Source organism: Corynebacterium sp. HMSC062A03, assembly GCF_001811145.1.
GTDB lineage: Bacteria > Actinomycetota > Actinomycetes > Mycobacteriales > Mycobacteriaceae > Corynebacterium > Corynebacterium aurimucosum.
Genome location: NZ_KV803706.1, coordinates 25977 through 48791 on the forward strand (window position 1 = coordinate 25977; position 22815 = coordinate 48791).

20 protein-coding genes and 1 tRNA gene are annotated in these 22815 nt (G+C 62.3%); 14 read left to right on the top strand and 7 right to left on the bottom strand.

Annotated features, from left to right (window positions below):
• The first annotated feature begins 18 nt into the window (after positions 1 to 18).
• From moaA to HMPREF2781_RS11060, 4 genes are all read left to right on the top strand, one after another.
• Positions 19 to 1158: a GTP 3',8-cyclase MoaA gene (gene moaA / locus HMPREF2781_RS11045; protein WP_070646036.1), complete on the top strand. Its 1140-nt coding sequence runs from the start codon at positions 19 to 21 to the stop codon at positions 1156 to 1158.
• Positions 1159 to 1168: 10 nt separating this feature from the next.
• Positions 1169 to 2386 (top strand): molybdopterin molybdotransferase MoeA, encoded by a 1218-nt coding sequence (locus HMPREF2781_RS11050; RefSeq protein WP_070645985.1) that lies wholly within the window; start codon positions 1169 to 1171, stop codon positions 2384 to 2386.
• A gap of 127 nt (positions 2387 to 2513) precedes the next feature.
• On the top strand, positions 2514 to 2999 hold the full coding sequence (moaC, locus tag HMPREF2781_RS11055) for a cyclic pyranopterin monophosphate synthase MoaC (protein ID WP_070443780.1): 486 nt from the start codon (positions 2514 to 2516) through the stop codon (positions 2997 to 2999).
• A 6-nt stretch (positions 3000 to 3005) separates the two neighbouring features.
• Positions 3006 to 3572, top strand: a complete 567-nt coding sequence (locus HMPREF2781_RS11060; RefSeq protein ID WP_070645987.1) for a molybdenum cofactor guanylyltransferase — start codon at positions 3006 to 3008, stop codon at positions 3570 to 3572.
• Here HMPREF2781_RS11060 and HMPREF2781_RS11065 read toward each other — a convergent pair.
• Together HMPREF2781_RS11065 and HMPREF2781_RS11070 are read right to left on the bottom strand one after the other, a co-directional pair.
• Entirely contained in the window at positions 3559 to 4938 is a 1380-nt protein-coding gene (locus tag HMPREF2781_RS11065) for a multicopper oxidase domain-containing protein (protein ID WP_070645990.1), read from the bottom strand. The two genes, HMPREF2781_RS11060 and HMPREF2781_RS11065, sit on opposite strands and share 14 nt — an antisense overlap.
• On the bottom strand, positions 4919 to 6118 hold the full coding sequence (locus tag HMPREF2781_RS11070) for a beta-carotene 15,15'-monooxygenase (protein WP_070646039.1): 1200 nt from the start codon (positions 6116 to 6118) through the stop codon (positions 4919 to 4921). The genes HMPREF2781_RS11065 and HMPREF2781_RS11070 overlap by 20 nt, the downstream gene beginning before the upstream one ends.
• Before the next feature lie 96 nt (positions 6119 to 6214).
• On the opposite strand from HMPREF2781_RS11070, the gene HMPREF2781_RS11075 reads away from it, so the two are divergent.
• The 4 genes from HMPREF2781_RS11075 to HMPREF2781_RS11090 all read left to right on the top strand — a co-directional run bounded on the left by HMPREF2781_RS11075 (position 6215) and on the right by HMPREF2781_RS11090 (position 9780).
• On the top strand, positions 6215 to 6475 hold the full coding sequence (locus tag HMPREF2781_RS11075) for a DUF2249 domain-containing protein (protein ID WP_070645993.1): 261 nt from the start codon (positions 6215 to 6217) through the stop codon (positions 6473 to 6475).
• A gap of 22 nt (positions 6476 to 6497) precedes the next feature.
• On the top strand, positions 6498 to 7220 hold the full coding sequence (gene modA, locus HMPREF2781_RS11080) for a molybdate ABC transporter substrate-binding protein (protein ID WP_070645997.1): 723 nt from the start codon (positions 6498 to 6500) through the stop codon (positions 7218 to 7220).
• A 9-nt stretch (positions 7221 to 7229) separates the two neighbouring features.
• Positions 7230 to 8960, top strand: a complete 1731-nt coding sequence (locus HMPREF2781_RS11085; protein WP_246821854.1) for an ATP-binding cassette domain-containing protein — start codon at positions 7230 to 7232, stop codon at positions 8958 to 8960.
• A 118-nt stretch (positions 8961 to 9078) separates the two neighbouring features.
• Positions 9079 to 9780, top strand: coding sequence for a helix-turn-helix transcriptional regulator (locus tag HMPREF2781_RS11090; protein ID WP_070646003.1), 702 nt, complete (start codon positions 9079 to 9081; stop codon positions 9778 to 9780).
• 9 nt (positions 9781 to 9789) lie between these two features.
• Here HMPREF2781_RS11090 and thrB read toward each other — a convergent pair whose 3' ends face one another.
• The 4 genes from thrB to argS form a co-directional block, all read right to left on the bottom strand.
• Positions 9790 to 10713 (bottom strand): homoserine kinase, encoded by a 924-nt coding sequence (thrB, locus tag HMPREF2781_RS11095; protein WP_070646006.1) that lies wholly within the window; start codon positions 10711 to 10713, stop codon positions 9790 to 9792.
• 17 nt (positions 10714 to 10730) lie between these two features.
• Positions 10731 to 12053, bottom strand: coding sequence for a homoserine dehydrogenase (locus HMPREF2781_RS11100; protein WP_070646010.1), 1323 nt, complete (start codon positions 12051 to 12053; stop codon positions 10731 to 10733).
• 151 nt (positions 12054 to 12204) lie between these two features.
• Positions 12205 to 13542: a diaminopimelate decarboxylase gene (gene lysA / locus HMPREF2781_RS11105; RefSeq protein ID WP_070646014.1), complete on the bottom strand. Its 1338-nt coding sequence runs from the start codon at positions 13540 to 13542 to the stop codon at positions 12205 to 12207.
• Positions 13543 to 13554: 12 nt separating this feature from the next.
• Positions 13555 to 15216, bottom strand: coding sequence for an arginine--tRNA ligase (gene argS, locus HMPREF2781_RS11110; protein ID WP_070646017.1), 1662 nt, complete (start codon positions 15214 to 15216; stop codon positions 13555 to 13557).
• A gap of 235 nt (positions 15217 to 15451) precedes the next feature.
• On the opposite strand from argS, the gene HMPREF2781_RS11115 reads away from it, so the two are divergent.
• The 6 genes from HMPREF2781_RS11115 to HMPREF2781_RS11140 all read left to right on the top strand — a co-directional run bounded on the left by HMPREF2781_RS11115 (position 15452) and on the right by HMPREF2781_RS11140 (position 22249).
• Positions 15452 to 17104 (top strand): L-lactate permease, encoded by a 1653-nt coding sequence (locus HMPREF2781_RS11115; protein ID WP_070646020.1) that lies wholly within the window; start codon positions 15452 to 15454, stop codon positions 17102 to 17104.
• Positions 17105 to 17417: 313 nt separating this feature from the next.
• Positions 17418 to 18203, top strand: a complete 786-nt coding sequence (locus HMPREF2781_RS11120) for a (Fe-S)-binding protein (protein ID WP_010187137.1) — start codon at positions 17418 to 17420, stop codon at positions 18201 to 18203.
• Positions 18203 to 19708 carry a LutB/LldF family L-lactate oxidation iron-sulfur protein gene (locus HMPREF2781_RS11125; protein WP_070646023.1) on the top strand — a complete coding sequence of 502 codons (1506 nt, stop codon included), beginning with the start codon at positions 18203 to 18205 and terminating at the stop codon, positions 19706 to 19708. The genes HMPREF2781_RS11120 and HMPREF2781_RS11125 overlap by 1 nt, the downstream gene beginning before the upstream one ends.
• Positions 19705 to 20334 carry a LutC/YkgG family protein gene (locus tag HMPREF2781_RS11130; RefSeq protein ID WP_070646026.1) on the top strand — a complete coding sequence of 210 codons (630 nt, stop codon included), beginning with the start codon at positions 19705 to 19707 and terminating at the stop codon, positions 20332 to 20334. Before HMPREF2781_RS11125 ends, HMPREF2781_RS11130 begins: the two co-directional genes overlap by 4 nt.
• Before the next feature lie 104 nt (positions 20335 to 20438).
• Positions 20439 to 22022 (top strand): alpha/beta fold hydrolase, encoded by a 1584-nt coding sequence (locus tag HMPREF2781_RS11135; RefSeq protein ID WP_070646029.1) that lies wholly within the window; start codon positions 20439 to 20441, stop codon positions 22020 to 22022.
• A 153-nt stretch (positions 22023 to 22175) separates the two neighbouring features.
• Positions 22176 to 22249: transfer RNA gene (locus HMPREF2781_RS11140), tRNA-Arg, on the top strand.
• Positions 22250 to 22466: 217 nt separating this feature from the next.
• On the opposite strand, the gene HMPREF2781_RS11145 is transcribed toward HMPREF2781_RS11140, so the two are convergent.
• The coding region (locus tag HMPREF2781_RS11145; protein WP_070646033.1) for a hypothetical protein at positions 22467 to 22815 on the bottom strand (349 nt) is incomplete at its 5' end.

The following is a 22815-nucleotide window of genomic DNA, read 5'->3' on the forward strand; positions in this document are numbered from 1 at the left end:
GATCTAGACTTGCCAGCAATGTCCGCCCAGCCATCCCAGCCTTCGCCACGCACCTCCGTCCCGCTGACTCTGCCATTGCCGCGTGTACGGGGAGCGGGGACGCTGCCCACGGACCTGCCAGCGGCAGGGCCAGACGGCCGCCGTGCACTCGTGGATCGCTACGGCCGCCAGGCCCGCGACCTGCGCGTTTCTCTGACGGATCGCTGCAACCTGCGCTGCACCTACTGCATGCCCGCCGAAGGTTATGAGTGGCTGCCCACCGAACACACGCTCAGCGATGAAGAGACCATCCGGCTGATCCGCCTCGCAGTGGACAAGCTCGGCATCCAGCAGGTGCGCTTCACCGGTGGCGAGCCCCTTCTTCGCGGCTCCTTAGAGAAAATCATCGCCGCCACAAAAGCGCTCACTACCGATGAGGGCCGCTCTCCTACTGTTGCTCTCACCACCAACGGGCTGGGCTTGGATAAACGCCTGCCGGGGCTGCAGCGCGCCGGGCTGGACCGCGTCAATATCTCCCTGGACACGCTCGATCCGGAGCTCTATGCCCAGCTCACCCGACGCGACCGCCTGGCAGATGTGCTCACATCCATCGATGCCGCGCTGGCCGCCGACATGGATCCGGTCAAGGTCAATGCTGTCATCATGCCAGGCGTCAACGAATCCGCCATCCTGCCGTTGGCCCGTTTTTGTTTAGAGCGCGGCGCGCAGCTTCGTTTCATTGAGCAGATGCCGCTGGGCCCACGGGAGAAGTGGACGCGTTCCCAGATGGTCACCGCGGAGGACATCTTGGCACGCTTGGCCGAAGACTTCGAGCTCACCCCGGCTAAGAAACCCCGCGGCTCCGCGCCGGCTGCACTGTGGTCCGCGGTCTCGCGCGATGGCTCCCTCCCCACAGGACACATCGGGGTGATCGCCTCCGTGACGCGGCCCTTCTGCGGGGATTGCGACCGCACGCGCCTGACCGCAGACGGCGCGGTGCGCAATTGCCTCTTCGGCAACTCGGAAACCTCCTTGCGCGACCTCATGCGGGCCGGTGCCAGCGATGCGGAGCTCGCCACCGCGTGGGCGGGTGAAATGTGGAGGAAATTACCGGGCCATGGGGTCGATGATGAAGGTTTCCTCCAACCAGATCGCCCGATGTCCGCCATCGGCGGCTAGATTGGGTGCAATGACAAGCACTGGGACTGACTTAAGTATCGAGGAGTATTTCGACCGCCTCCACGCGCTGGTCCGCGCCCTGCCTGCGGAGCATGTCCCACTCTCGCAGGGTCACGTATTGGCTGAGCCCCTCGTCGCCCGCCTGCCCCTGCCAGCGCAAGATAATTCCGCGATGGATGGTTTCCTCATTCCTCAGTCCTCCTCACCCGACAGCCTCACCGTTCCTTTCACTCTGCCCGTCGTGGGTGATGTGCCTGCCGGCGCGTCTGCCCAGGCCCCGCAGCCCGGCACTGCGCTGCGCATCATGACCGGTGGTGCAGTACCCGCGGGCTTTGATGGTCTGGTCATCCCTGTGGAGGACACCGATATTCCGCCAGGCCCCGGGCCGCTGCCCGAGACCGTTACGGTGCACCGACTTCCCGAGCGCAACCACATCCGGCGGCGCGGCTCCCACATCGAGGCCGGGCACCAACTAGCCGGTGCCGCCACGCTGGTCGACGCCTCCCTCATCGCCGCCGCCACTTCTGCCGGGGTCAGCACCGCCGTGGTCCACCGCATCCCGCGAGTGAGCATTATCGCCACGGGAGAGGAGCTGCGCAACGGCCAGCTCCCGGATTCCAATGGGCCGATGCTCGAAGCACTCATGAGTGCCACCGGGCCCGTTGACATCACTCGCACGGTATGTGGCGATTCACCCGTTGAGCTGCGCCGCCGCTTCGACGCGGCTGCTGCTGATTCCGATCTCATCGTCACCACCGGCGGGGTATCCGCAGGAGCCTTTGACGTGGTTCGCGCGGTCATTGAGGATGTCGTGGAACGCGGCTCTTATTGGTTCGGGCACGTCAACCAACGCCCCGGCGCGCCACAGGGCCACGCGCTGTGGAACGCCGTTCCCGTGGTGTGTTTGCCGGGCAACCCGGTGGCGGCGTTCGTCTCCGCACACCTTTACCTCACCCCGCTTCTGTGTTCCTTGCGCGGCCTTCCCCGCCCCACCGGAGTTTTAGACCGGCCGCATCTGACGGCCGTCGCCGGGGCCGACTTCCCGGATCCGCACCGCCCGCTGATCCAGCCGTGCTCAATTGCTCTGGGAGGAAGCATTACCGCCTCTCCGCCGCCTGGTCCACGCATGCGCAGCCACCACGTTGCAGCACTGCCGGGCACGCAAGGTTTCGCGCTGCTGACGAGCTCCGTCACCGCAGGGGAGCAACTTACCGTCTACCCCTACTAGATTCAGGGTCTCCCCTTCTACAGCCCCACCCCTCCGTTGCTGCCAAAGATCGCGCCTCAGAAACGCGAATCGGCCCACTCTTCGTCAGATAGGCTGGGTCTACCCAAGGAAAGGACCCGCTGCAACAATGAAGTTCACTCATCTTAATGAGGCCGGCTCCGCCTACATGGTGGACGTCACCGAAAAACAGCCCACTGTGCGCACCGCCACCGCCCAAGGCGAGGTGGCGTGTTCACCAGAGGTCCTCACCGCACTGCGGGAGGGAGCCGTGCCGAAGGGCGACGTGCTTGCGGTTGCTCGAGTGGCCGGTATTGCGGCGGCGAAGAAGGTCCCGGATCTCCTGCCGCTGGCCCACACCATTGGTGTGCATGGCTGCGCAGTGGACATAGACCTGCGCGAAGACCACGTCTTCATCGAAGCCACCGTGCGCACCGCCGACCGCACCGGCGTAGAAATGGAGGCGCTGACCGCGGTGAACGTTGCTGCGCTAGCTCTCATTGACATGGTCAAAGGTGTGGATCGCTCCGCTTATATCCGGCGCTGCGGCATTACTGCGAAGTCCGGCGGCCGCTCGGGTGATTGGTCCCGTGAGCTGCCCGGCGCGGAAGGATAGAAAACAATGCCAAGTGTCATTATTTTGGCGGGCGGACGCGGCACACGCATGGGTGGTGTGGACAAGGCAAGTATCACTCTCGCCGGTGAGCGCCTTATCGACCGTCTCCTGCGCCAATTGCCCTATGATGCGCCGGTGGCGGTTGTCTCGCCCTACCACTTAGGCATGCCCCAGGTATGTGAAAAGCCCCTCTTCGGCGGGCCAGCCGCGGGAATCGCCGCGGGCCACGCCGCGCTGGTTGGTGCCGCAGAGTCTACGACCGCCATCTTTGCCGTCGATGCCCCGGATTCCCCACAGATGCTCCCCGCACTCGAGGTGGCTTTGGCAAGCTCCGGCGCTGATGTCGCGGTGGCCACGCTCGATGGGCTGCCGCAGCCGCTGTGCGCGCTGTGGCGCACCGAGTCTCTCGCCCGCGCTCTGCACGAGCTCGGCAATCCCCGCAATAGGTCAGTCATGCGCTTATTGGGACTCGCGAAGAACATCACCGAGATCGAAGGCACCGCCGCAGTGCACGATATAGATACCCTGGACGAGCTTCGCGAACGGCGCGAGCGCCGAACTACTCAACGATGATCTGACCGTGCTGGCCCTTCTCTGCGTTCGTCATGAGGTGGTTCACAAAGGAATAGGTGCCCGGCTCGTTGAAGGTCATCTCCACGAATCCGCCCTGGGCGGGCAAGAGGTCCAGCGCCTGGGATCCGGAATCCTTCGCGCCCTTAAGCAGATAGGCGCCTTCCTTGTACACGGTGTCGAATTGCTCGCCCACGACGTGGAAGCTCAATGGCAAATCCGGGCCGAGGTTAACCAGCCAGATACGCACGGTATCGCCCACCTTGGCGCGCAGCGGTGCTAAGCCCTCGTCGTATTGATTGGGATAGTAGTTGAAGGCGGTGAGGTCATAGTCGCCATTGCTGACTCGCTGCGCATCCGCACCTTCAGCTTCCCTGCCCGCGGTGGCGAGGAAAACCTCGCTTGCCGTCATGACGTACTCCGCGTCAACGTCCCCCAGTGCATCCTCACCACGCGGATCGATAATGACTGCTCCTGCCATGCCGTTGGCAATGTGTAGACTCATCGGCATCGTTGAGCAGTGATACATCCAGATGCCTGCCCGGTGCGCGACAAATTCGTATGTCAGCGACTCGCCCGGCTGAATCGTCTTCATGTTCTTATCTGGGTTGACTTCACCAGCGTGAAAATCCACCGAGTGCCCCATCGAGCCCTCGTTCTTGATGGTGATACGAAATCGGTCCCCGACCTTGCCGCGCAGGGTTGGTCCGGGTGCCTGCCCGTTGAAGAGCCACCGGGTTTGGCGCACTCCTGGGGCGACCTCAGCCTCCTCTTCTGTCATCACCCAGGTCTCCTCGTGAAGGTCGCCTTCCGCGGGAGCAAGGGAGGCATCGACGGCGTCGAAGCCCTCGCGTGCCGCCATGCGCTCGGCTGCTGAGGGCACCGTCGCCGGGGCACCAGCAGAGCCCGTGCTTGGCGACGCCCCCGCATGCTCATGGTCCCCAGATGCTGGCTCGTCGACGTTGACCATAAACGTCATCCCCTGCATTTTGTGCCCGGCGATCGTGCAATAGCCTTCCACGGATTCATCGATGATCCCAGCATCCAGCTGCACGGTCTCACCTGGTTCTACCCTTCCGGTTTCCTCACGTCCGATCTTCAAGTCATGGACCTGGTCGCCCGTGTTATGAAAATTCACCACCAGGTGGCTGCCCACAGCCACGTTAATAGAGGACGGAACAAAGGCCATGCCGTCGACAGAGACATCCACAGTGACGGCATCGGCGGAAGCTACCAGCGCCGGATCTTGTTTCCCCATCCGCGAATTGGTCACTGCCAGTGCAATGACCGCCACCAAGGCAACAATGATGATGAGCCAGGATGCCCACTGCTTCTCAGAATGCTCCTTTTTAACGGGCACGCTTGACATGAACTTCTCCTTGAGATGACGAGACGGCCCACACTAGGGCCGCACAATTGGCGATGAGGCCTAGCCCCATCATGGTAAGCCCGGCGAAGGACACGCTAGTAATGCCAGTGAGGCTCAGCACGCCGCCAAGGTTGATGAGCGCTACGCGCACGAACCCTGGAAGGTGGCCTCGCGCGGGATGAGCAGCCCCGGCCAGGATGGGCAGCATGTGGTGGAGTACCCCGGTCACGAGCTGCAGGAGGCCGGCGCCGACGAATGTGGGCATCAGGAGTAACGTCACCGCGCGCGGGTAGGCCCCGGCGAGAGTGGCCGCCGCGTCACCGGCACACAGTGCCAGCATCCATACCAGTCCCGCCATCGCGGACACGCTTGCCGTGGTCTTCACGCCACCAAGCGCACCGGCAAGTACTGGCTGAATGATGAACACAGCGGCAAGGACGGTGAGTAGCTGCGCCATGCCGGCGGCGCGGGTGAGCCCGGAGGCGTCGGCAAGCATGGCCACCCCCAGCCCCACGCAATGCACGGTCAATGCTCGACCACACCGGGCCCGGGCGGCTGATGAAATTGGCGTTCGGGTCAAGGTGGGAAGCAGCGTGACGACGGTGCCCACGATGGTCAGCAGTGCAAACCCCCACACCATGCCGCGTGAATGCGCCGCCACCAACAGCGAGTAATTACCCACCCCGTGCGCAGCCAGGATAACCAACAGCACAGAGACCACCATGAAGCAGGCCGCGGCCAGATAAAAGGGCACGGTGACTGCGAAAGAGCCAGAAAGAGAGCCTCGAAGCTTGGTCCATAACGTCCACAGGTGCCACGTGACCGCGACGATGACGAGTGAGGAGCCAATATCCGCGAGCATTCCCCAGTCGTAGCCTGCGCGGTCGACGAGCAACAGGACCAGACCTACCTGCACTAGGCCCACCCGTGTGCCCACCCCGCGGAACCCGACGGCTGGGGTGCGGGTCAGCGCCTCCGTGAAGTGGGTGCTGAATACGAGGATCGCGGTGGTCAGCGCTCCGAGGGTAAACGGATGGATGCGATCCCACCACACGACGGGTGCTCCCAGATAACTCGCCACGGTGATTCCCACGCCCACCGCGATCCACAAGGCCACGAGGCTAAAGGCAATGGTGTGCCAACGCCGGCGCGACGTCAACGAGACATCCCGCACAGATATACCTGACTTAGTTATTTGCACGGATATAATCGTAGTAAATTAAAGACGCGGGCAGCAACGCCAGCTCCCCCTAGAAAATCGAAACGGAAAAGATCAATGAACTTGCCGCTTATCGACGCCTCCAAGGGCCACGACATCCCCACCCTCAACGCCTCCGAAATCCCTCACGCGGTGCGCCACGGCGCCATCCATGGGGCACTCGGCACCCTCAACGTGGGCGAAGCCATGATCCTCATAGCTCCGCACGACCCCCTTCCGCTGCTCAAAGAGGTGGACCAGCGGGAGGAGATTTTCACTCACGAGTTTCTTAAGAAAGAACCACAAGACGTCCACATCAAATTCACGCGCACCGAGTAATGCTGCCGTACCCTAACGAAGCATGCGCCTTCTTAGAATTGCTGCCCCCGTCATCGCCGCCGCGCTGACTGTTGCCGGTTGCGCCTCTGATTCCACAGAGCCCTTGCAGGTGTTTGCTGCATCCTCGACAAGAGTGTTGAATGACGAGCTTGCTAGCGCCTCCGGGACTCCCCTGGCCTTCAACAACGGCGGCTCTTCTGCTTTGGTGCAGCAAGTCGATGAGGGAGCGCCCGCAGACCTTCTCCTCACTGCTTCTCGGGAGACCATGGAGAATGCACTCGCTCAGGGCAGCGTGGAGACGCCCGTGGCCTTAGCCAGCAACGTCATGGTTATGGTCGTGCCGAAAGGTAATCCTCAAGGTCTTCGCTCTGCAGCAGACCTGGAGCCCTCGGCACGCCTAGTTCTCTGTGACCCGAGCGTGCCTTGCGGAGCCATTTCCACGCGCATTATAGAGGCCAATGGCTGGCATCTGTACGCATCATCTTTGGAGAGCCAAGTCGCTGATGTCCTGGGAAAGGTTGCCTCCGGTGAAGCGGACGCCGGGTGGGTCTATTCCACCGACGCCGCCGCGAGCGAAGATGTCGAGGCCATCCCGCTCGCCCACGCGGAAGACTTCCGCAATGAGATCATGGGTGCTGTGGTGGCTTCTTCATCCCGGCATGAAGAAGCGCGCGCTGTCCTCTCGCTTCTTGAGTCGGATTTTGACAGCACTTGGGAACACTTCGGCTTCACTCCGGTGAACTAGGTGTCGCGCATGATTCTGCGCGAACAGCGCCCACGAGCCCCTTGGCCGGTCATCGCCGCCGGCGCACTGGCAGCTATCTACATTCTCGCCCCAGTCCTCGCCTTGGGAGTGCGGGTGCCCTGGAGGCAACTCTCGGACACGCTAAGCTCGCCGATGACCCAGGATCTTCTCCGCGTTAGCCTGTTCGCGGCGGCGTGGTCTACAGTGTTGTCCACGTTGCTGGGCACCTGCTTGGCGCTGTGGCTGCAGCAGCTACGCCACGCCTCCCACCTGGTGAGACTGGTGGTCTACCTCCCCTTGGCCATGCCTCCCGTCGTGGGCGGCTTGGCTCTTACTGCCCTGCTGGGGCGCCGCGGACTGCTTGGTCCTGTTCTGGAGCAGGCTGGATTGCACGTGTCTTTCGCCTTCCCGGGTGTCGTGGCAGCCCATGTCTTCGTCACGCTTCCCTTCGCGGTGGTGGCGGTGGACTCCGCGCTGCGGCAACTCGATCCTGAGGTCATCGCCAGCGCGCGCGGCATCGGCTTAGGAGCGGGAACCATCCTTCGGCGCATCATTCTCCCAGCCATCCGCCCCGCTGTGTTCACCGGTGGTGCGCTGGCTTTCGCCCGCTCACTGGGTGAATTCGGAACAACTATCACCTTCGCCGGTTCCCTGCCCGGCTCGACCCGAACCATGCCGAGCGGAATCTACCTAGAGCGCGAGGTCAGCGCGGACAATGCCTATGCCCTTTCCGCCGTGCTTATTGGAATAGCCATCCTTGCGCTCACCGCCGCCGGACTGCCCCTGTTGCTGCGGCGTCGCCGCGAGCCGAAGGTGCGCATGCTCAAGCCGATGGATCCTGCGGCACTTCGCACTGCCACCACCCCTGTGGACTCAGCCCACGATCTTTCCGTAACTATCGGCAACGCCACCACCACGTTCCGGGGCGGGCGCATGACCGCGGTGGTCGGGCCCAACGGTGCCGGAAAGACCACGCTTCTGCGTTTCATTAGCGGGCGACTCCAAGGGGCACACACCAACGCCGAACGCGTGATCATGCTTTCTCAAAACCCTGGGCTGCCGCCCACTGCCACCGTGGCTCAAGCGTTGACGATGGTGACCAAAGACCCGCAAAGGACCAAAGAGTTGATCAACGCCGCCGGACTGCAAGAGCTGGGCCATGTATCCGAGCTTTCCGGTGGTCAAGCCGCACAGGTTGCCCTCCTCCGCGCGCTGGCGGCGCGCCCGGCGGTATTGGTTGCGGATGAGCCCTTTGCCGCCATGGACGTAGAATCCGCCGCGCGTTGGCGCCACTTATTGCGCCTTTCAGCCGCTGACCGTACCACGGTCATCGTCACCCACAGCCGCGTGGACCTCGACACGCTGGCGGACGACATCCTGGTGATGGAAGCCGGCAACATCATCTCTCAAGGCTCCGCGGAGCGCCTACTGGAACGGCCCCCGTCCCGTTTTATGGCAGAGCTGGCGGGCGTCAATGTGCTTCGCGGCTACCACCAGAATGATGCATTTCAGCCAGCTCGCAACGGCGAGCACTGGGCGGCCTTTCCCCAGTCTGCGCTGCGCTTCGACCCCGCTGGCGCACTGAGCGCGACCATTGTGGCCGATCTGGGCAAAACCACCCTTATTGACATTGACGGCCAACGGCTCACAGTGGGCGAGCCAGCAGGCAACAATGCTCCCAGCGACGAGGTCTCCGTGGCCCTCGACGCCACCGCCCTCACGGTCTACACCCGTACTTAATCCATGGGATTTTACCCACGTCGTCACGCAGGTCGTGGTGCCTCTGAGCACCGCAGTGGAAGAAAATCAGGACCTCGGATGTAGAATCCTTCTAGAGTTTTTCAAGGAGTCACAGTTCATGTCCGCATTTGCTACGCCTAGCCCCCGCTCCTCCAGCGAGCTGTTTCCTGACACGATGAAGCTCTCCCCCAAGCAGCGCGACGTCCTCTCGGCCTTACAGAAATTCCCGCAAGGAGCACGGGCTGCAGAGATTGCGAAGAAGATGGGCATGCATGTCAACACCGCGCGCGGCCACCTAGATGAGCTCGTTCGCGCTGGCGCGGTGCGAGTAGTTACTGCTCCGGCGAAGGGGCGCGGACGCCCCTCACTGATCTTCCAAGTGCGGGTGCCGGACAACCGTTCAGTGGCGGAGGAATACGTCACGCTGATCAGCGTGCTCATCACAGCGCTGGCGGAAAAAGACCAGCTCAACGATTATTCCTCGGAGCAGGCGCGGGAGCTTGGCCGCGAATGGGCCAAAACTGCGGCCACCAGCCATGGTGCTGAGGCACTCGGCTCGCTTTATCTGATGATGCGCGATATGGGCTTTGACCCGGTAACCTCGTCCGATCACTTCGACGAGGAGGGCCGCACTGATGTGGAGCTACACGCTTGCCCATTTGTCAGCGCCGGTGTGGAGCCCTCCCCCTTCGTCTGCGCCATCCACGATGGCTACTTGGAGCAGGCGGCTGCCGATTCCGGTGGGAGGTTAAGCCTGAAGCTGATCCCGAAGTCCGGAAACGGCGTGTGCCGGATCAGCGTGGAAAAGGAGGCTAGCTAGCCAGCTAGCCTATCCACGCTCGACGGAAACCGGCCCGGCGACCTCCAGCTCCAGCACGCGCAAGTTCTGTCCGCGGGCATCCTCGAGGATTGCCTCCTCGATGGGCTCGGTGTGCAAGACCATGATGGTGGGGCCAGCACCGGACAGGTAGGCGGCATAGCCGCGGTTGCGCAGGCGGTTGACCCACTCCGCGGTCACCGGCAGGACATCAGCGCGATACGGCTGGTGCAGGCGGTCGCGGGTGCCCTCCCACAGCAGGTCCGGATAGGCGGTCAACGCCGCCACGTTCACCGCAGTACGGGAGACGTTGAAGGCGGCATCGGCGTGAGTGACGTGCGAGGGAAGCACGCGGCGCACCGCCTGGGTTGATGCATGGAAGTCCGGGACCAAGGCCGTGGCCTTGATAGTCGGGTGCACGTCTAAGGTGGCGGCGCGGTACTCCGGGAGCGAGCGGCCGTCGACAGGCACGGTGGTCCAAGAGACCACGGCGTTTCCTAGCACGGAGGCCGCGGCGTTATCCGGGTGGCCTTCGAAGGCTGAAGACAGCTGAACGACTTGCTCCTCGGAGAGCGGGAAACCAGCCAGGCCATTGCCCGCGGCCACACCGGCTACCGCAGCGGAGGCCGAGGAACCCAAACCGCGGGACTGCGGGATGTTGTTCGTGCATACCACGCGCAGGCCAGATACTTCTACGTCGGCAGCCTTCAGCGCGGAGCGGATGGCCTTGACTACCAAGTGGGAGCCATCGCGAGGAAGCTCATCGGCGCCCTCGCCGAAGATCTCCACTTCCAAACCGGAGCGCGTGACTTCTACCTCTACGGTGTCGTAGAGGCTCAGCGCGATGCCAAGGGTGTCGTAGCCCGGGCCTAAGTTGGCCGAGGAGGCCGGGACCTGGACGGTGACCTTGGTGCCTACTTCGATATCGATACTCATTGTTGTACCTAAGCCCCTTAAACGCCCAGGCGGATGACGGAGTGAACGGCCTTGACCTCATCGAGCTCGCCGAGGGCAGCAACGATATCCTCGAGCACCGCTTCCTTCGCCGCGTGGGTGACCACGATGAGGCGGGCGGTGGCATCGCCGTCTTCCTGGCGCACGGTGCGCAGGGAGACACCGTGGCGGGCAAAGACACCGGAGATGGCGGAGAGCACGCCGGTGCGGTCTTCAACTTCCATGTCGACGTGATAACGAGTTTCCACTTCTCCGAACTCCGCAATAGGTAGGTTGGCATAGGTGTTCTCCCCCGGCGCACGGCCGCCGTGGACGATGTTGCGTGCCGCACCGATGACATCACCCAGCACAGCAGATGCCGTCGGGTTACCGCCGGCACCGTTGCCGTAGAACATCAGGGAACCAGCGGCCTCCGCCTCAACGAAGATGGCGTTATAGGACTGGCTGACCGAAGCCAACGGGTGCTCCTTCGGAACCAACGTCGGGTGCACGCGGGCGTTGACGGATTCCGCACCGGTCTCCTCATCCACGAGGCGCTCACAGATGGCCAGCAACTTGATGGAGTAGCCGGCCTGGTTGGCAGCCGTGATGTCATCGGCGGTGATCTTGGAAATACCCTCGCAGTAGACATCGTCGAAGGTCAGGCGGGTATAGAAGCCCAGGGATGCCAGGATGGCAGCCTTGGAGGCAGCGTCGTGGCCCTCCACGTCAGCGGTGGGATCGGCCTCGGCGTAGCCCAGGCGAGTGGCCTCAGCCAGCGCATCCTCATAGGAGGCACCGGTGGACTCCATGGCGTCCAGGATGAAGTTGGTGGTGCCGTTGACGATTCCGGAGATGCGCTGGATCTTGTCACCGGCCAGGGAGCGGCGCAGCATGCCGACGACCGGGATGGCGGCGGCTACAGCGGCCTCGAAGTAAAGGTCAACGTCGGCGCGGTCGGCAGCTTCAGCGAGCTCATCCGCGTGCGCGGCCACGAGAGCCTTGTTGGCGGTGACCACGGATTTACCGGCGTTGAGGGCGGCGAGGACAAGCTCGCGCGGGAAATCAATGCCGCCGATGACCTCGACGACAAGGTCGATATCATCGCGCAGGACAAGTGCCTTGGCGTCGTCGGTCAGCAGCTCCGCCGGAACGCCCGGGCGCAGCTTGTTCTTGTTGTGCACGGCAACGCCGCGGATCTCCACGGGGCCGCCGATGCGGTGTGCAAAAGCGTCAGCGTTCTCCTGCACGAGGCGGAAAACCTCAGCGCCCACAGTACCAAATCCAAGCAGCGCGATTCCTACGGGTTCGCCTTCGGGCTTCTTGCTACGGTTCGTCGTCATGGTGTCCCCTTGTTGAAATTGCGAAAGATTCTTACGTGCTAGCCCATCACTATACAGAACGAGCTGTCTATTTCTATACGACATGGCCGGCACAACGCGCGACCGGCCATGTCTTTGTGAATAAAATGCGGTGAGCTGTGGCAACGCCGCGCTAGTCGACGTCCAACGCCAGCAAGTCCTCCACCGTTTCCCGGCGCAGCATGAGCGAGGCTTTGCCGTCACGCACGGAAACTACTGCTGGGCGCAGAGCGCCGTTATAGCGCGAGGCCATCATGTACTGATAGGCGCCGGTGGTAGCGAAAGCGAGGAGATCCCCGGTAGTGATATCCGAGGGGAAACGGCGCTCGTTGACCAGAATGTCACCGGACTCACAGTGGAAGCCCACGATGCGCGAGTCCACCGGCTCGCCCTGGGTGCGGCGATTGACCACGCGCACGTCATACTCAGAGCCATAGAGCGCCGGCCGGATGTTATCGGACATGCCACCGTCCACGGAGAGGTAACGGCGCATCGGCAGATCCGCCTTGCCGGTCTCCACGTCCTTGACCGTGCCCACGCGGTATACGGTGACCGCGGAGGCACCCACCAGCGAGCGGCCGGGCTCCACCAGCACGAAGGGCGGCTTGATACCGAGCTCAGTGGCGGTGCGCTCCACGGCGTCGAGCAGGTCCTTAGCCAGCGTGGCGACGTCGAGGGCTTCCTCGTATTCCATGTAGGGAATGCCGAAGCCGCCGCCCAAGTCCAGCTCCTCAAGGGCAACACCGAGCTCGGAGTGAATGCGCTTATATAGGCTCAGCACGCGCTCGGCAGCCAGCTTGAAGCCATCGGCATTAAACACCGAGGAGCCCACGTGGCAGTGCAAGCCCACGAGCTTTAGGTTCGCGGATTCCAGCACCGTGCGAGCGACATCGAAGGCGGCGCCGGTGGACAGGGAAATGCCGAACTTTTGATCCTCATGAGCCGTGGCGATGAATTCGTGCGTGTGGGCATCCACGCCGGGCTTGACGCGGATCATCACCGGCTGCACACGGCCAGCGGCCGCAGCAATGCTGTTAAGCCGCGAGAGCTCCTCCGCGTTATCCAAGACCACATGGCCAATCCCCTCGTTTACGCACAGCTCAAGGTACTCATCTTCCTTGTTATTGCCGTGCGCGGTCATGCGCTCCGGCGGGAAGTCCGCGGCTAGCGCCAGCTTGGCCTCATTGAGGGAGGCCACGTCAAGGCACAGGCCCTCCTCATCCACCCAGCGCACGATGCGCTTGGTAATGAAAGCTTTAGAGGCATAGTGCACGTGGTCGGGGCCGCCGAAGGCCTGGGCCATGTCCCGGCAGCGTGAGCGGAAATCTTGCTCATCGAAAACATAGAGCGGGGTGCCGTATTCTTCAGCCAGCTCGGTCAGGGAAACGCCACCAATCGAGACCACGCCATCGGAGTCACGAGCAGCGTTGCGCGGCCACACGTGGGCCGGAAGGGAATTGAAATCAGTCATCGATACCTTGTCTTACATCTTCTCCGGTGCGCTGACCCCCACCATGGTCAAGGCATTGGCCATGACCTGGCGGGTGGCGCTGGCCAGGGCAAGGCGTGCGGAGTGAATCGACTCGGTCTCTTCACCAGCCTTCGGCAACACCTGGCACTGGTCATAGAAGCGGTGGAACACGGCGGCAAGCTCCTCGGCATAGCGCGCGATGCGGTGCGGTTCGCGCAACGTGGCAGCGGTGGCCACAACTTCCGGGAACTCGCCCAGGGTGCGGATGAGGTCGCCCTCCTTATCGTGGGTGAGGAGGTCGAGAGGGGCGTCGGCAAGCTCGGCGGTGTCGAAGCCCAGCTCTGCTGCCTTGCGCAGGATGGAACAAATGCGGGCGTGGCCGTACTGCACGTAGTAGACCGGGTTATCCGCCGACTGCGAAGCCCACAGACCCAGGTCAATGTCCAGGCTGGAATCCACGGAGGAACGCACCAGGGAGTAGCGCGCGCCGTCGACGCCGATGGCCTCGACGAGGTCATCAAGAGTGATGACGGTGCCGGCACGCTTGGACATCTTGACCGCCTGGCCATCGCGGACCAGGTTGACCATCTGGCCGATGAGGACCTCGACGGCCTCCGGGTCATAGCCCAAAGCCTGAGCGGAAGCGCGCAGGCGGGCAATGTAGCCGTGGTGGTCTGCGCCCAACATGTAGATGGCCAGGTCGTGGCCCCGGTCAAACTTATCAGCCACGTAGGCGATATCGCCGGCGATGTAGGCGGCGTTGCCATCGGACTTGATGACCACGCGGTCCTTATCATCGCCGTACTCGGTGGACTTCAGCCACCATGCGCCCTCAGCTTCGTAGAGCTTGCCGTTGTCCTTGAGCTTTTGGATGGCCTTCTCCACGGCACCGGACTCGAAGAGGGAGTTCTCGTGGAAGTAGACATCGAAGTCCACGCCGAACTCGTGGAGGGACTCCTTAATCTGGGCGAACATCATCTCCACGCCCGCGGAGCGGAAGGCTTCCTGGACCTCGGCATCGCTGCCGTCGAGGGCGTCCGGGTTCTGCTCCAGCACACCCTGAGCGATCTCCTTGATGTAATCGCCGCCGTAACCGTCCTCCGGGGTCGGCTCGCCCTTGGCGGCAGCCACGAGGGAACGAGCGAAGCGGTCGATCTGGCCGCCGTGATCGTTGAAGTAGTACTCGCGGGTCACCTCCGCGCCGGAGGCTTCGAGCACGCGGCCCAGCGAATCACCCACGGCAGCCCAGCGGGTTCCGCCCAGGTGGATCGGGCCAGTCGGGTTCGCGGAGACGAACTCCAGGTTAATCTTCTTGCCCTGGTAGGTGGTGTTGCTGCCGAAGTCTGCACCGGCATTGAGCACCTGGGCCACGATGGCGCCCTGCGCTGCGGCAGCGAGGCGAATGTTAAGGAATCCCGGGCCCGCGATGGAGGCCTCATCGATGGCGTCGTTGCCGGCGAGGGCCTCCGCCAACCACTGCGCCAGCTCGCGGGGCTGGGCACCAGCCTTCTTGGCTACCTGGAGTGCCAGGTTGGTGGCATAGTCACCGTGCTCCGGGTTGCGCGGGCGCTCCACGGTGACAGTCTCTGGCAGGACGGAGGCGTCCAGTTCATGCTCGGTGAGCACGGCAGCGGCAGTGTTCTTGATCAGGACGGAAAGATCTTCAGGATTCATAGGGCCAAAGTCTATCGTCTCCGCCGCTGGGAGGCGCTATCAGGTCGCAGAGGTTAGCAAGGTCACTCACCCCCATCAGGTGAACAATGCGGCACAGCGAAGCACCAAGTTCTACCCTAAAGGCGTTATCTGAATCGATCCAACCTTCCGCCTTCTCGCTTGGCCGACACATGCGGTGCCGCATCCTGGGGACCTCCACAAAGACGCCAGCGGGAGCCAACTGGAATTGAGTTTTATGTCAACCTTCAACATCACCACCGACGCCATCGCTGGCAACATCGGGCTCACCGCGCTGGTGTCCACGTTGCCGCTCATCGCGTTCTTCATCATGCTCCTAGGGCTCAAGGCCCGCGCTCACACCTCGGGTGCGGTAGCGCTTCTCGTCGCGGTTCTCATCGCCATTTTTGGCATGGGCATGCCCACCGGCATGGCTTTGTCCTCCGCGGTGCGCGGCGGGCTCTTCGGCCTCTTCCCCATCGTCTGGGTGATCATTACTGCCATCTGGTTCTACGAGGTCACCGTGGCCTCTGGCCGCTTCAATGACCTGCGCAAGACCTTTGACCTCTTGGGCGATGGCGATATTCGCATCCAGGCCATTCTCATCGCTTTCTGCTTCGGTGGCCTCTTGGAGGCGCTCGCCGGCTTCGGCGCTCCGGTAGCAATTACGGCCACCATGATCCTGGCGCTGGGCGTCAAACCCCTCAAGGCAGCCACCACCGTGCTCATCGCCAACACCGCACCCGTGGCCTTCGGCGCGGTAGGCATCCCGGTGACCACCGCAGGCTCCGTGGGCGGCCGTACCGCCGAACAGACCGCTGATATCGCCGGACTGATTTCGCTGCAGGTCCTGCTCATCGCCGCCGTCGTGCCTTTCTTTATCCTCTTCATCCTTGACGGCATGCGCGGTGTTAAAGAAGCAGGTCCCGCCGCCGCTGTCATCGGCATCTCCTTCGCCATTGCTCAGTGGGCCGCGGCCACCTTCTTTGCCTACCAGCTCACCAACGTCGTGGCTTGCATTGTCTCCCTCGGCGCTGGCTTCCTCTTCCTGCGTGTGTGGAAGCCCAAGGGTGTGGACAGCCTGCGTGAGCGCATGGAGTTGCCCGCCCAAGAGGAGGTCACGGACCTCAACGGCAGCCGCATCTGGATGGCACTGCTGCCCTATGCCGTGGTCACCGCTGTCTTCGCCATCGCCACCGCGTGGCCGTCCATCTTCGGCTTCCTGCAGCTCAACGTTGCCTGGCCGCTTCTCGAAGGCACCGTCTTCGACGCCGAAGGCCACGCCATGGATACCGCGTTTAAGTTCAACGTGTTGGGCAACCCGGGCACCCTGCTGTTGATTTCCGGCATCATCGTGGCTGTTATCTACATGTCCTTCAACGAGAACGGCCGCTACACGCTGGAGGCATCGGCACCGCTAGCTAAGTTTGGCGAGGTTATCTCCCGCATGAAGTTCTCTGCGCTGACCATCATCCTGGTTCTGGCGCTGGCCTACACCATGAACTACTCCGGCCAAACCATCTCCATCGGCCAGTTCGTGGCCTCCGTCGGCGGCATCTTCGCGCTTTTCTCCCCCGTTCTGGGTTGGATCGGCACCGCTGTTACCGGTTCGGATACCTCCGCTAACGCCCTTTTTGCCAACCTCCAGGTCACCGCTGCTGAGCGCATCGGCGTTAACCCGGACCTCATGCTGGCTGCCAATACCTCGGGTGGCGTTGTGGGCAAGATGATCTCCCCGCAGTCGCTGGCCATTGCAGCCACTGCGGTTCAAATGGAGGGCGAGGAATCCCGCATCTTCAAGGCCGTTGTGGGCTACTCCGTGGCCTTCCTTGCCGTCGTGTGCATCATCGTTTTTCTCATGACCAACGTGCTGGGCTTCCTGGTTCCTTAAGTTCTCAGTCCTCAGCACCAACTACCCCCAGAATAGGGCACTTCACTCGCCACATCTGGGGGTTTTCGCTTGCCCGCTTTTTGTGACCGCTTCATCTCTGCACGTAAGGAATTTCACAACATTAATGTTGCGATAAAACGCCAGGTAGGAGGGCTAATTCCGCCTCGATAATGTGAGTTTTGGGCGGTAGGCTCATAGATACAAACTCGAAAAATGCCCACTGCGGCTGTCCTGGTAGCGCGCATCCGAGTACACCATCGCTGTGCCAAGCACAGGACAAGCTACAGAGAGGCAGACTAAGGAGCACACGCGAATGCGAATAGCATTGTTTTCCACCTGCATCGGTGATTCACTCTTCCCCGATGCTCATAAGGCCACGGCCCTCATTCTCTCTCGCTTGGGCTATGACGTCGTCTTCCCAGAGGAGCAGACCTGCTGCGGCCAGATGCACATCAACACCGGCTACCAGGAGCAGACCCTGGGCATGATCCGCACTTATGCGGACGCCTTTGCGGATCCCTCCATCGACTACGTGGTCTCCGCCTCCGGCTCCTGCGTGGGCGCCGTGCGTGAGCAGCACGAGATGATCGCTGATCGTTTCGGCACTTCCGCCGATGTGGACGGCGCCAAGAAGGCAGCCGGCAAGACCCTGGATCTGCCGGAGTTTCTGGTCGACGTCGCCGGGGTCACCAACGTCGGCGCTTTCTTCCCGCACCGCGTGACCTACCACCCTTCCTGCCACGGCCTGCGCTTCCTCAAGTTGGGTGACCGCCCCTACCAACTGCTGAAGGAGGTCGAGGGAATCGACCTCGCCCCGCTGCCTAATGCAGAAGAATGCTGCGGTTTCGGCGGCACCTTCGCCCTCAAGAACGCGGAGGTCTCCGCAGCGATGGTCGGTGATAAGACCCGCCACATCCGCGAAACCGAGGCCGAGTACGTCACCGGCGGTGACTCCTCCTGCCTGATGAATATCGGTGGTGCTCTGGCTCGCCAGCGCTCCGGTGTTCGCGCTATCCACTTGGCGGAAATCCTCGCCTCCACCAAGGAACACCCGTGGACTCCTACCTCTGCGGCCTACTCCAAGGAGAAGATGCTCTAATGACTTCCTTCCTCGACACCACTCCTCCGCGTGCTCCTGAAGGCTACGGCAACCTGCGCGGCTCGAAGGCCTTCGTGCCGCTGGCTCACGTGGGTCTTAACAACGCCACCCAGCGCCGCAACCTGCACCACGCCACCACCACGATTCGTGATAAGCGCCAGCACGCCGTTGACGAGACCCCGGACTGGGAGCAGCTTCGCGACGCCGGCTCCGCGCTCAAGGATGACGTCGCCGTACGCATGAGCGAATTGCTGCTCCAATTCGAAGAGCAGGTGACCAAGCGCGGAGGCATCGTCCACTGGGCACGCGACGCCAAGGAAGCCAACGAGATTATCGAGGGCCTTATCCGCGAAACCGGTGAGACCGACGTGGTCAAGATCAAGTCCATGGCCACCCAAGAAATCGCACTCAACGAACACCTGGAAGAAGCCGGCATCCACGCCCAAGAGACTGACCTGGCGGAGCTCATCGTCCAGCTGGGTGAGGACAAGCCTTCCCACATTCTGGTCCCGGCTATCCACCGCAACCGCGCGGAGATTCGCGATATCTTCGTCAACAAGATGCCAAATACCGATGACTCGCTCAAGGCCGAGCCGGCGGAATTGGCTGAAGCATCCCGTCAGTTCCTGCGCGAGCAGTTCATGAAGGCCAAGGTCGCCATCTCCGGCGCTAACTTCGGTGTGGCAGAAACCGGCACCATCAACATCGTGGAGTCTGAGGGCAATGGCCGCATGTGCCTGACTCTGCCAGAGACCCTCATTACCGTGATGGGTATTGAGAAGCTGGTCCCGACTTTCCAGGACCTCGAGGTCTTCCTCCAGCTTCTGCCGCGCTCCTCCACTGCAGAGCGCATGAACCCATACACCTCCATGTGGTCTGGCGTGACCGAAGGTGACGGCCCGCAGAACTTCCACATCGTGCTGCTGGACAACGGCCGCACCGCTGCTCTGTCCTCCCCCAAGGGCCACGAGGCGCTCAAGTGCATCCGCTGCTCTGCCTGCCTGAACGTCTGCCCGGTCTACGAGCGCGCCGGCGGCCACGCCTATGGCTCCGTCTACCCGGGCCCGATTGGTATCTCCCTGACGCCACAGCTGACTGGCATGAAGGACCACAACGATCCGTCGGCAAGCTTGCCCTATGCCTGCTCCCTGTGCGGCCGTTGCGACGAGGTATGCCCGGTGCGCATCCCGCTCTCCCAGGTCATTCTGGAAAACCGCTACCAGAAGGTCACCCACGCCACCCCGCCGGTCGAAGAGAAGCTCTTCCAGGTAGTTGAGCTGGTGTGGAAGAACCCGAAGATCTGGAACCAGATCACCCACATGGTGGCGCTCGGCCGTGTCCTCGGTGGTTTCAACGGGGTCATCGACAAGCTACCGCTGTTTATGTCTGGTTGGTCCGAGGTACGCGATACCGCCGTTCCGCCGAAGAAGTCCTTCCGCCAATGGTTCGACACTGACGAAGCTCAAGAACTCCTCGCCCAAGCCAAGAAGGAGGGCATCAAGTGACCACCGCCAAAGAGGAAATCCTCAACCGCATTTCCGCCGCCCAGAAGCAGGCCGGCCTGCCGGACCACGTAGACATTCCGCGCGAGTACCAGAAGGAAGGCACGCTCAACGAGGATGAGCTGCGTGAGATGCTGGTGGACCGCCTCGAAGACTACAAGGCTGACGTGCACGTCACCGATGAGTCTGGGTTGAATTCCACCCTCGTGGGCATCCTGAAGGAGCGCGGCTGCTCGAACGTCGTCTACGCACCCGGCATGGACGCTGGGCTTCTGGACGGCTTCGAGGGAACCATCACTCCTGATGACAACGCCAAGGACCCGCGCGAGCTCGACGCTGTCGATGCCGTGGTGACCGAATCTCACGTCACCTCCGCGCAGACCGGCACCATCGTGCTCGAGTCCAATGAGACGTGCGGCCGCCGCGCGCTGACTTTGGTTCCGGACCGTCACGTGTGCATCGTTCGCAAGGAGCAGATCGTGTACGGCATCCCGGAGGTTGTCTCCCGTATGAACCCGGAGCGCCCAGCGACGTGGATCTCTGGCCCGTCTGCTACCTCGGATATTGAGCTCTCCCGCGTGGAGGGCGTCCACGGCCCGCGCGATCTCATTGTGGTGATTGTTAAGTAATGTGACGATCGGGTGCACCCACCCTTTTTGAGCACTCGGCTCACATCGCCCCCGGCGCATAGGATAAGGCCCGTACCAACTAACGATTTGAGGAGCCTTATTCTATGCGTCTTTCTCGTGTTTTAGGCTCGGTGCTGGGGCCCGTGGCTATCGCTGCTGGTCTGGTTGCCGCGCCCGCTGTCGCTCACGCAGACCAACCCACCATCAATTGGGGCCCGTGCCCGGAGGGGGTCACCGAAGAGCGCGCCGAGTGCGGTCACGTTACGGTTCCGACCTATCACGATGCGCCGGAAAAGGGCACCATCGATGTCGGCCTCATCCGCCTCAAGGCCACGGGCAACCGCCAGGGCGCCCTATTCACCAACCCTGGCGGTCCGGGCGGTGACGCATACAGCTGGGCTAACTTTGCGGCGTGGCCTGAGGAAATCAAGCAGGGCTACGACATCATTGGCGTCCAGCCCCGCGGTTTGCGCGAATCCGGAGAAGTGAACTGCTCGTCCAGCGAAGTACGCGGAAACCCGCTAGCGCAGCTGACGCAGATCGGCGCGATTACCCGCGATGACTGTGAGAAGAACACCCCGGGCTACACCGACTCCCTAACCACGGAGAACACCGCTAAGGACTGGGAGGTTGTTCGCCAGGCGCTCGGTGAGGAGAGAATCAACATCGCCGGTCTTTCCTACGGCACTTTCCTAGGCTCCACCTACGCCACGCTTTACCCGCAGCACACCGACAAGGTCGTGCTGGACTCCGGCATGAATCCGAAGATGGCATGGAACCAGATCTTCGCCTCCCAACAGGCAGGCTATGAGAATGCCCTCCATGACTTCTTTGCGTACGTGGCCAAGAATGACGCCACCTACCAAGCCGGTACCACGCCGCTGAAGGCTTATGAGCGCTGGTCCCAGATCGTGGCCAAGGAAGCAGGCGTGCGCCCGACTGTGCTTCCCCCGAACGCCCAGATTGGTGACCTCCCGCCAGGACTGGAGTTTGCTGGCCAGCCCGGCGCCAACGTCATGACCGCCACGGGAGAGCTGCGCGTACAGGTAGAGCACCTTGCAGGCAAGGTACGCAACCCGCAGGCTGTTCAAGCTTCTTCGCAGACGCTGAGCGCGACCCGTGAGCTCCTCCCCCGCCCCGAGATGTGGGACGCACTGGCCAAGCACATCGGAGGTGTTGAGCCTATGAACTTTGAGGAGCAGGCGGCACAACAGCCTCAACAGGATCCAGAAAAAGCCCAGCAGCAGCTCGTCAATGCAATGAGCATGCAAAACATCATTATGTGCAATGAGAATACCGCGCCGACGGATCCGACTCTCATTCCGGCGTTCCTGTGGTCGAACTACGTGACGATTGACCCGTTCACTCTGTTTAATTCGATGTACGCCTCTGGCGCGGGTTGCGGCGGTCGCGCGCCGGTCAGCACCCCGATTGCCGTCTCCGGTGAGAAGCTGCAGACCAAGCCGCTGCAGCTGCAGGCTACCGGTGACCCGCAGACCCCGTACGCCTTCTACCGCGGCCTTTCCGATCCGATGCAGTCCCGCGTGGTGACTGTGCACGGCCCAGGCCACGGCCACTTCGCCATGGGCAACAAGGCCGTCGACCAGATTGTGGTTGATTACCTGCGCACCGGTGAGGTCCACACTGCGGATGCGCCGGGCTTCTTTGACCAGCCCGAGGCTCAGTAACAGCCCGCCTAGCCAGAAAGGCTGCGGGAACAATGAAGGCGCGGCTTACCTAGCCGCGCCTTTCCTCCCACCACACCCCCATCGGCGTGAGGCCAATTACTGCGCTTCAGTCTTTATAGGCTAGAATCGCATCGTTGGCATTTCGCCAGCAATGCCCTTGTAGCTCAGCGGATTAGAGCATCGGTTTCCGGTACCGAAGGTCGCAGGTTCGATCCCTGTCAGGGGCACTTTGTGTCAGGGGCACTTTTTCATGCCCACAACCCTCTCCCATCGGGCCGCAACCCGGCCCTCATTTTCAACGATGCCACGAGTGCGGGAAAGCCTTTCGCTCTCGGCATTCCCCCAGACCTGAAACCCGCAACCTGCAGGTGGGCGTCGCCCAGCGCTTCGCGGCACCGAGCCACTCACTTGGAGGTTGCGGGTTCTAGGTCTGGGGATATAGAACTAGCGCAAGCGCACCTCGATATCCGCGACCACTTCCTCCGGATTCTTAGCCGAGGCGATAAGAGAGCTTCTGCCCTGCTCGATACGCACGGTCGGCCCAGAAACGATGTAGGCCGGTGCTCCGTCGACAACACGCGGTCCCGCACCTTCCTTGAGCCCAGTCTCGGGACCGATGCTTGCCCCGGTGATATCACTGAGTGGAATCCTCTTCGTGAATATATCCAGGATGGAAACCGCTACGTCGTCGTCACTCACGACGATCTTCACCCGCATCATGTTGCAAGCCACGGTTGCAACGATCACCAAGGCACCGAAAAGGGGCTCTTCCGGTTTCGGGGTGCGTAGCGGG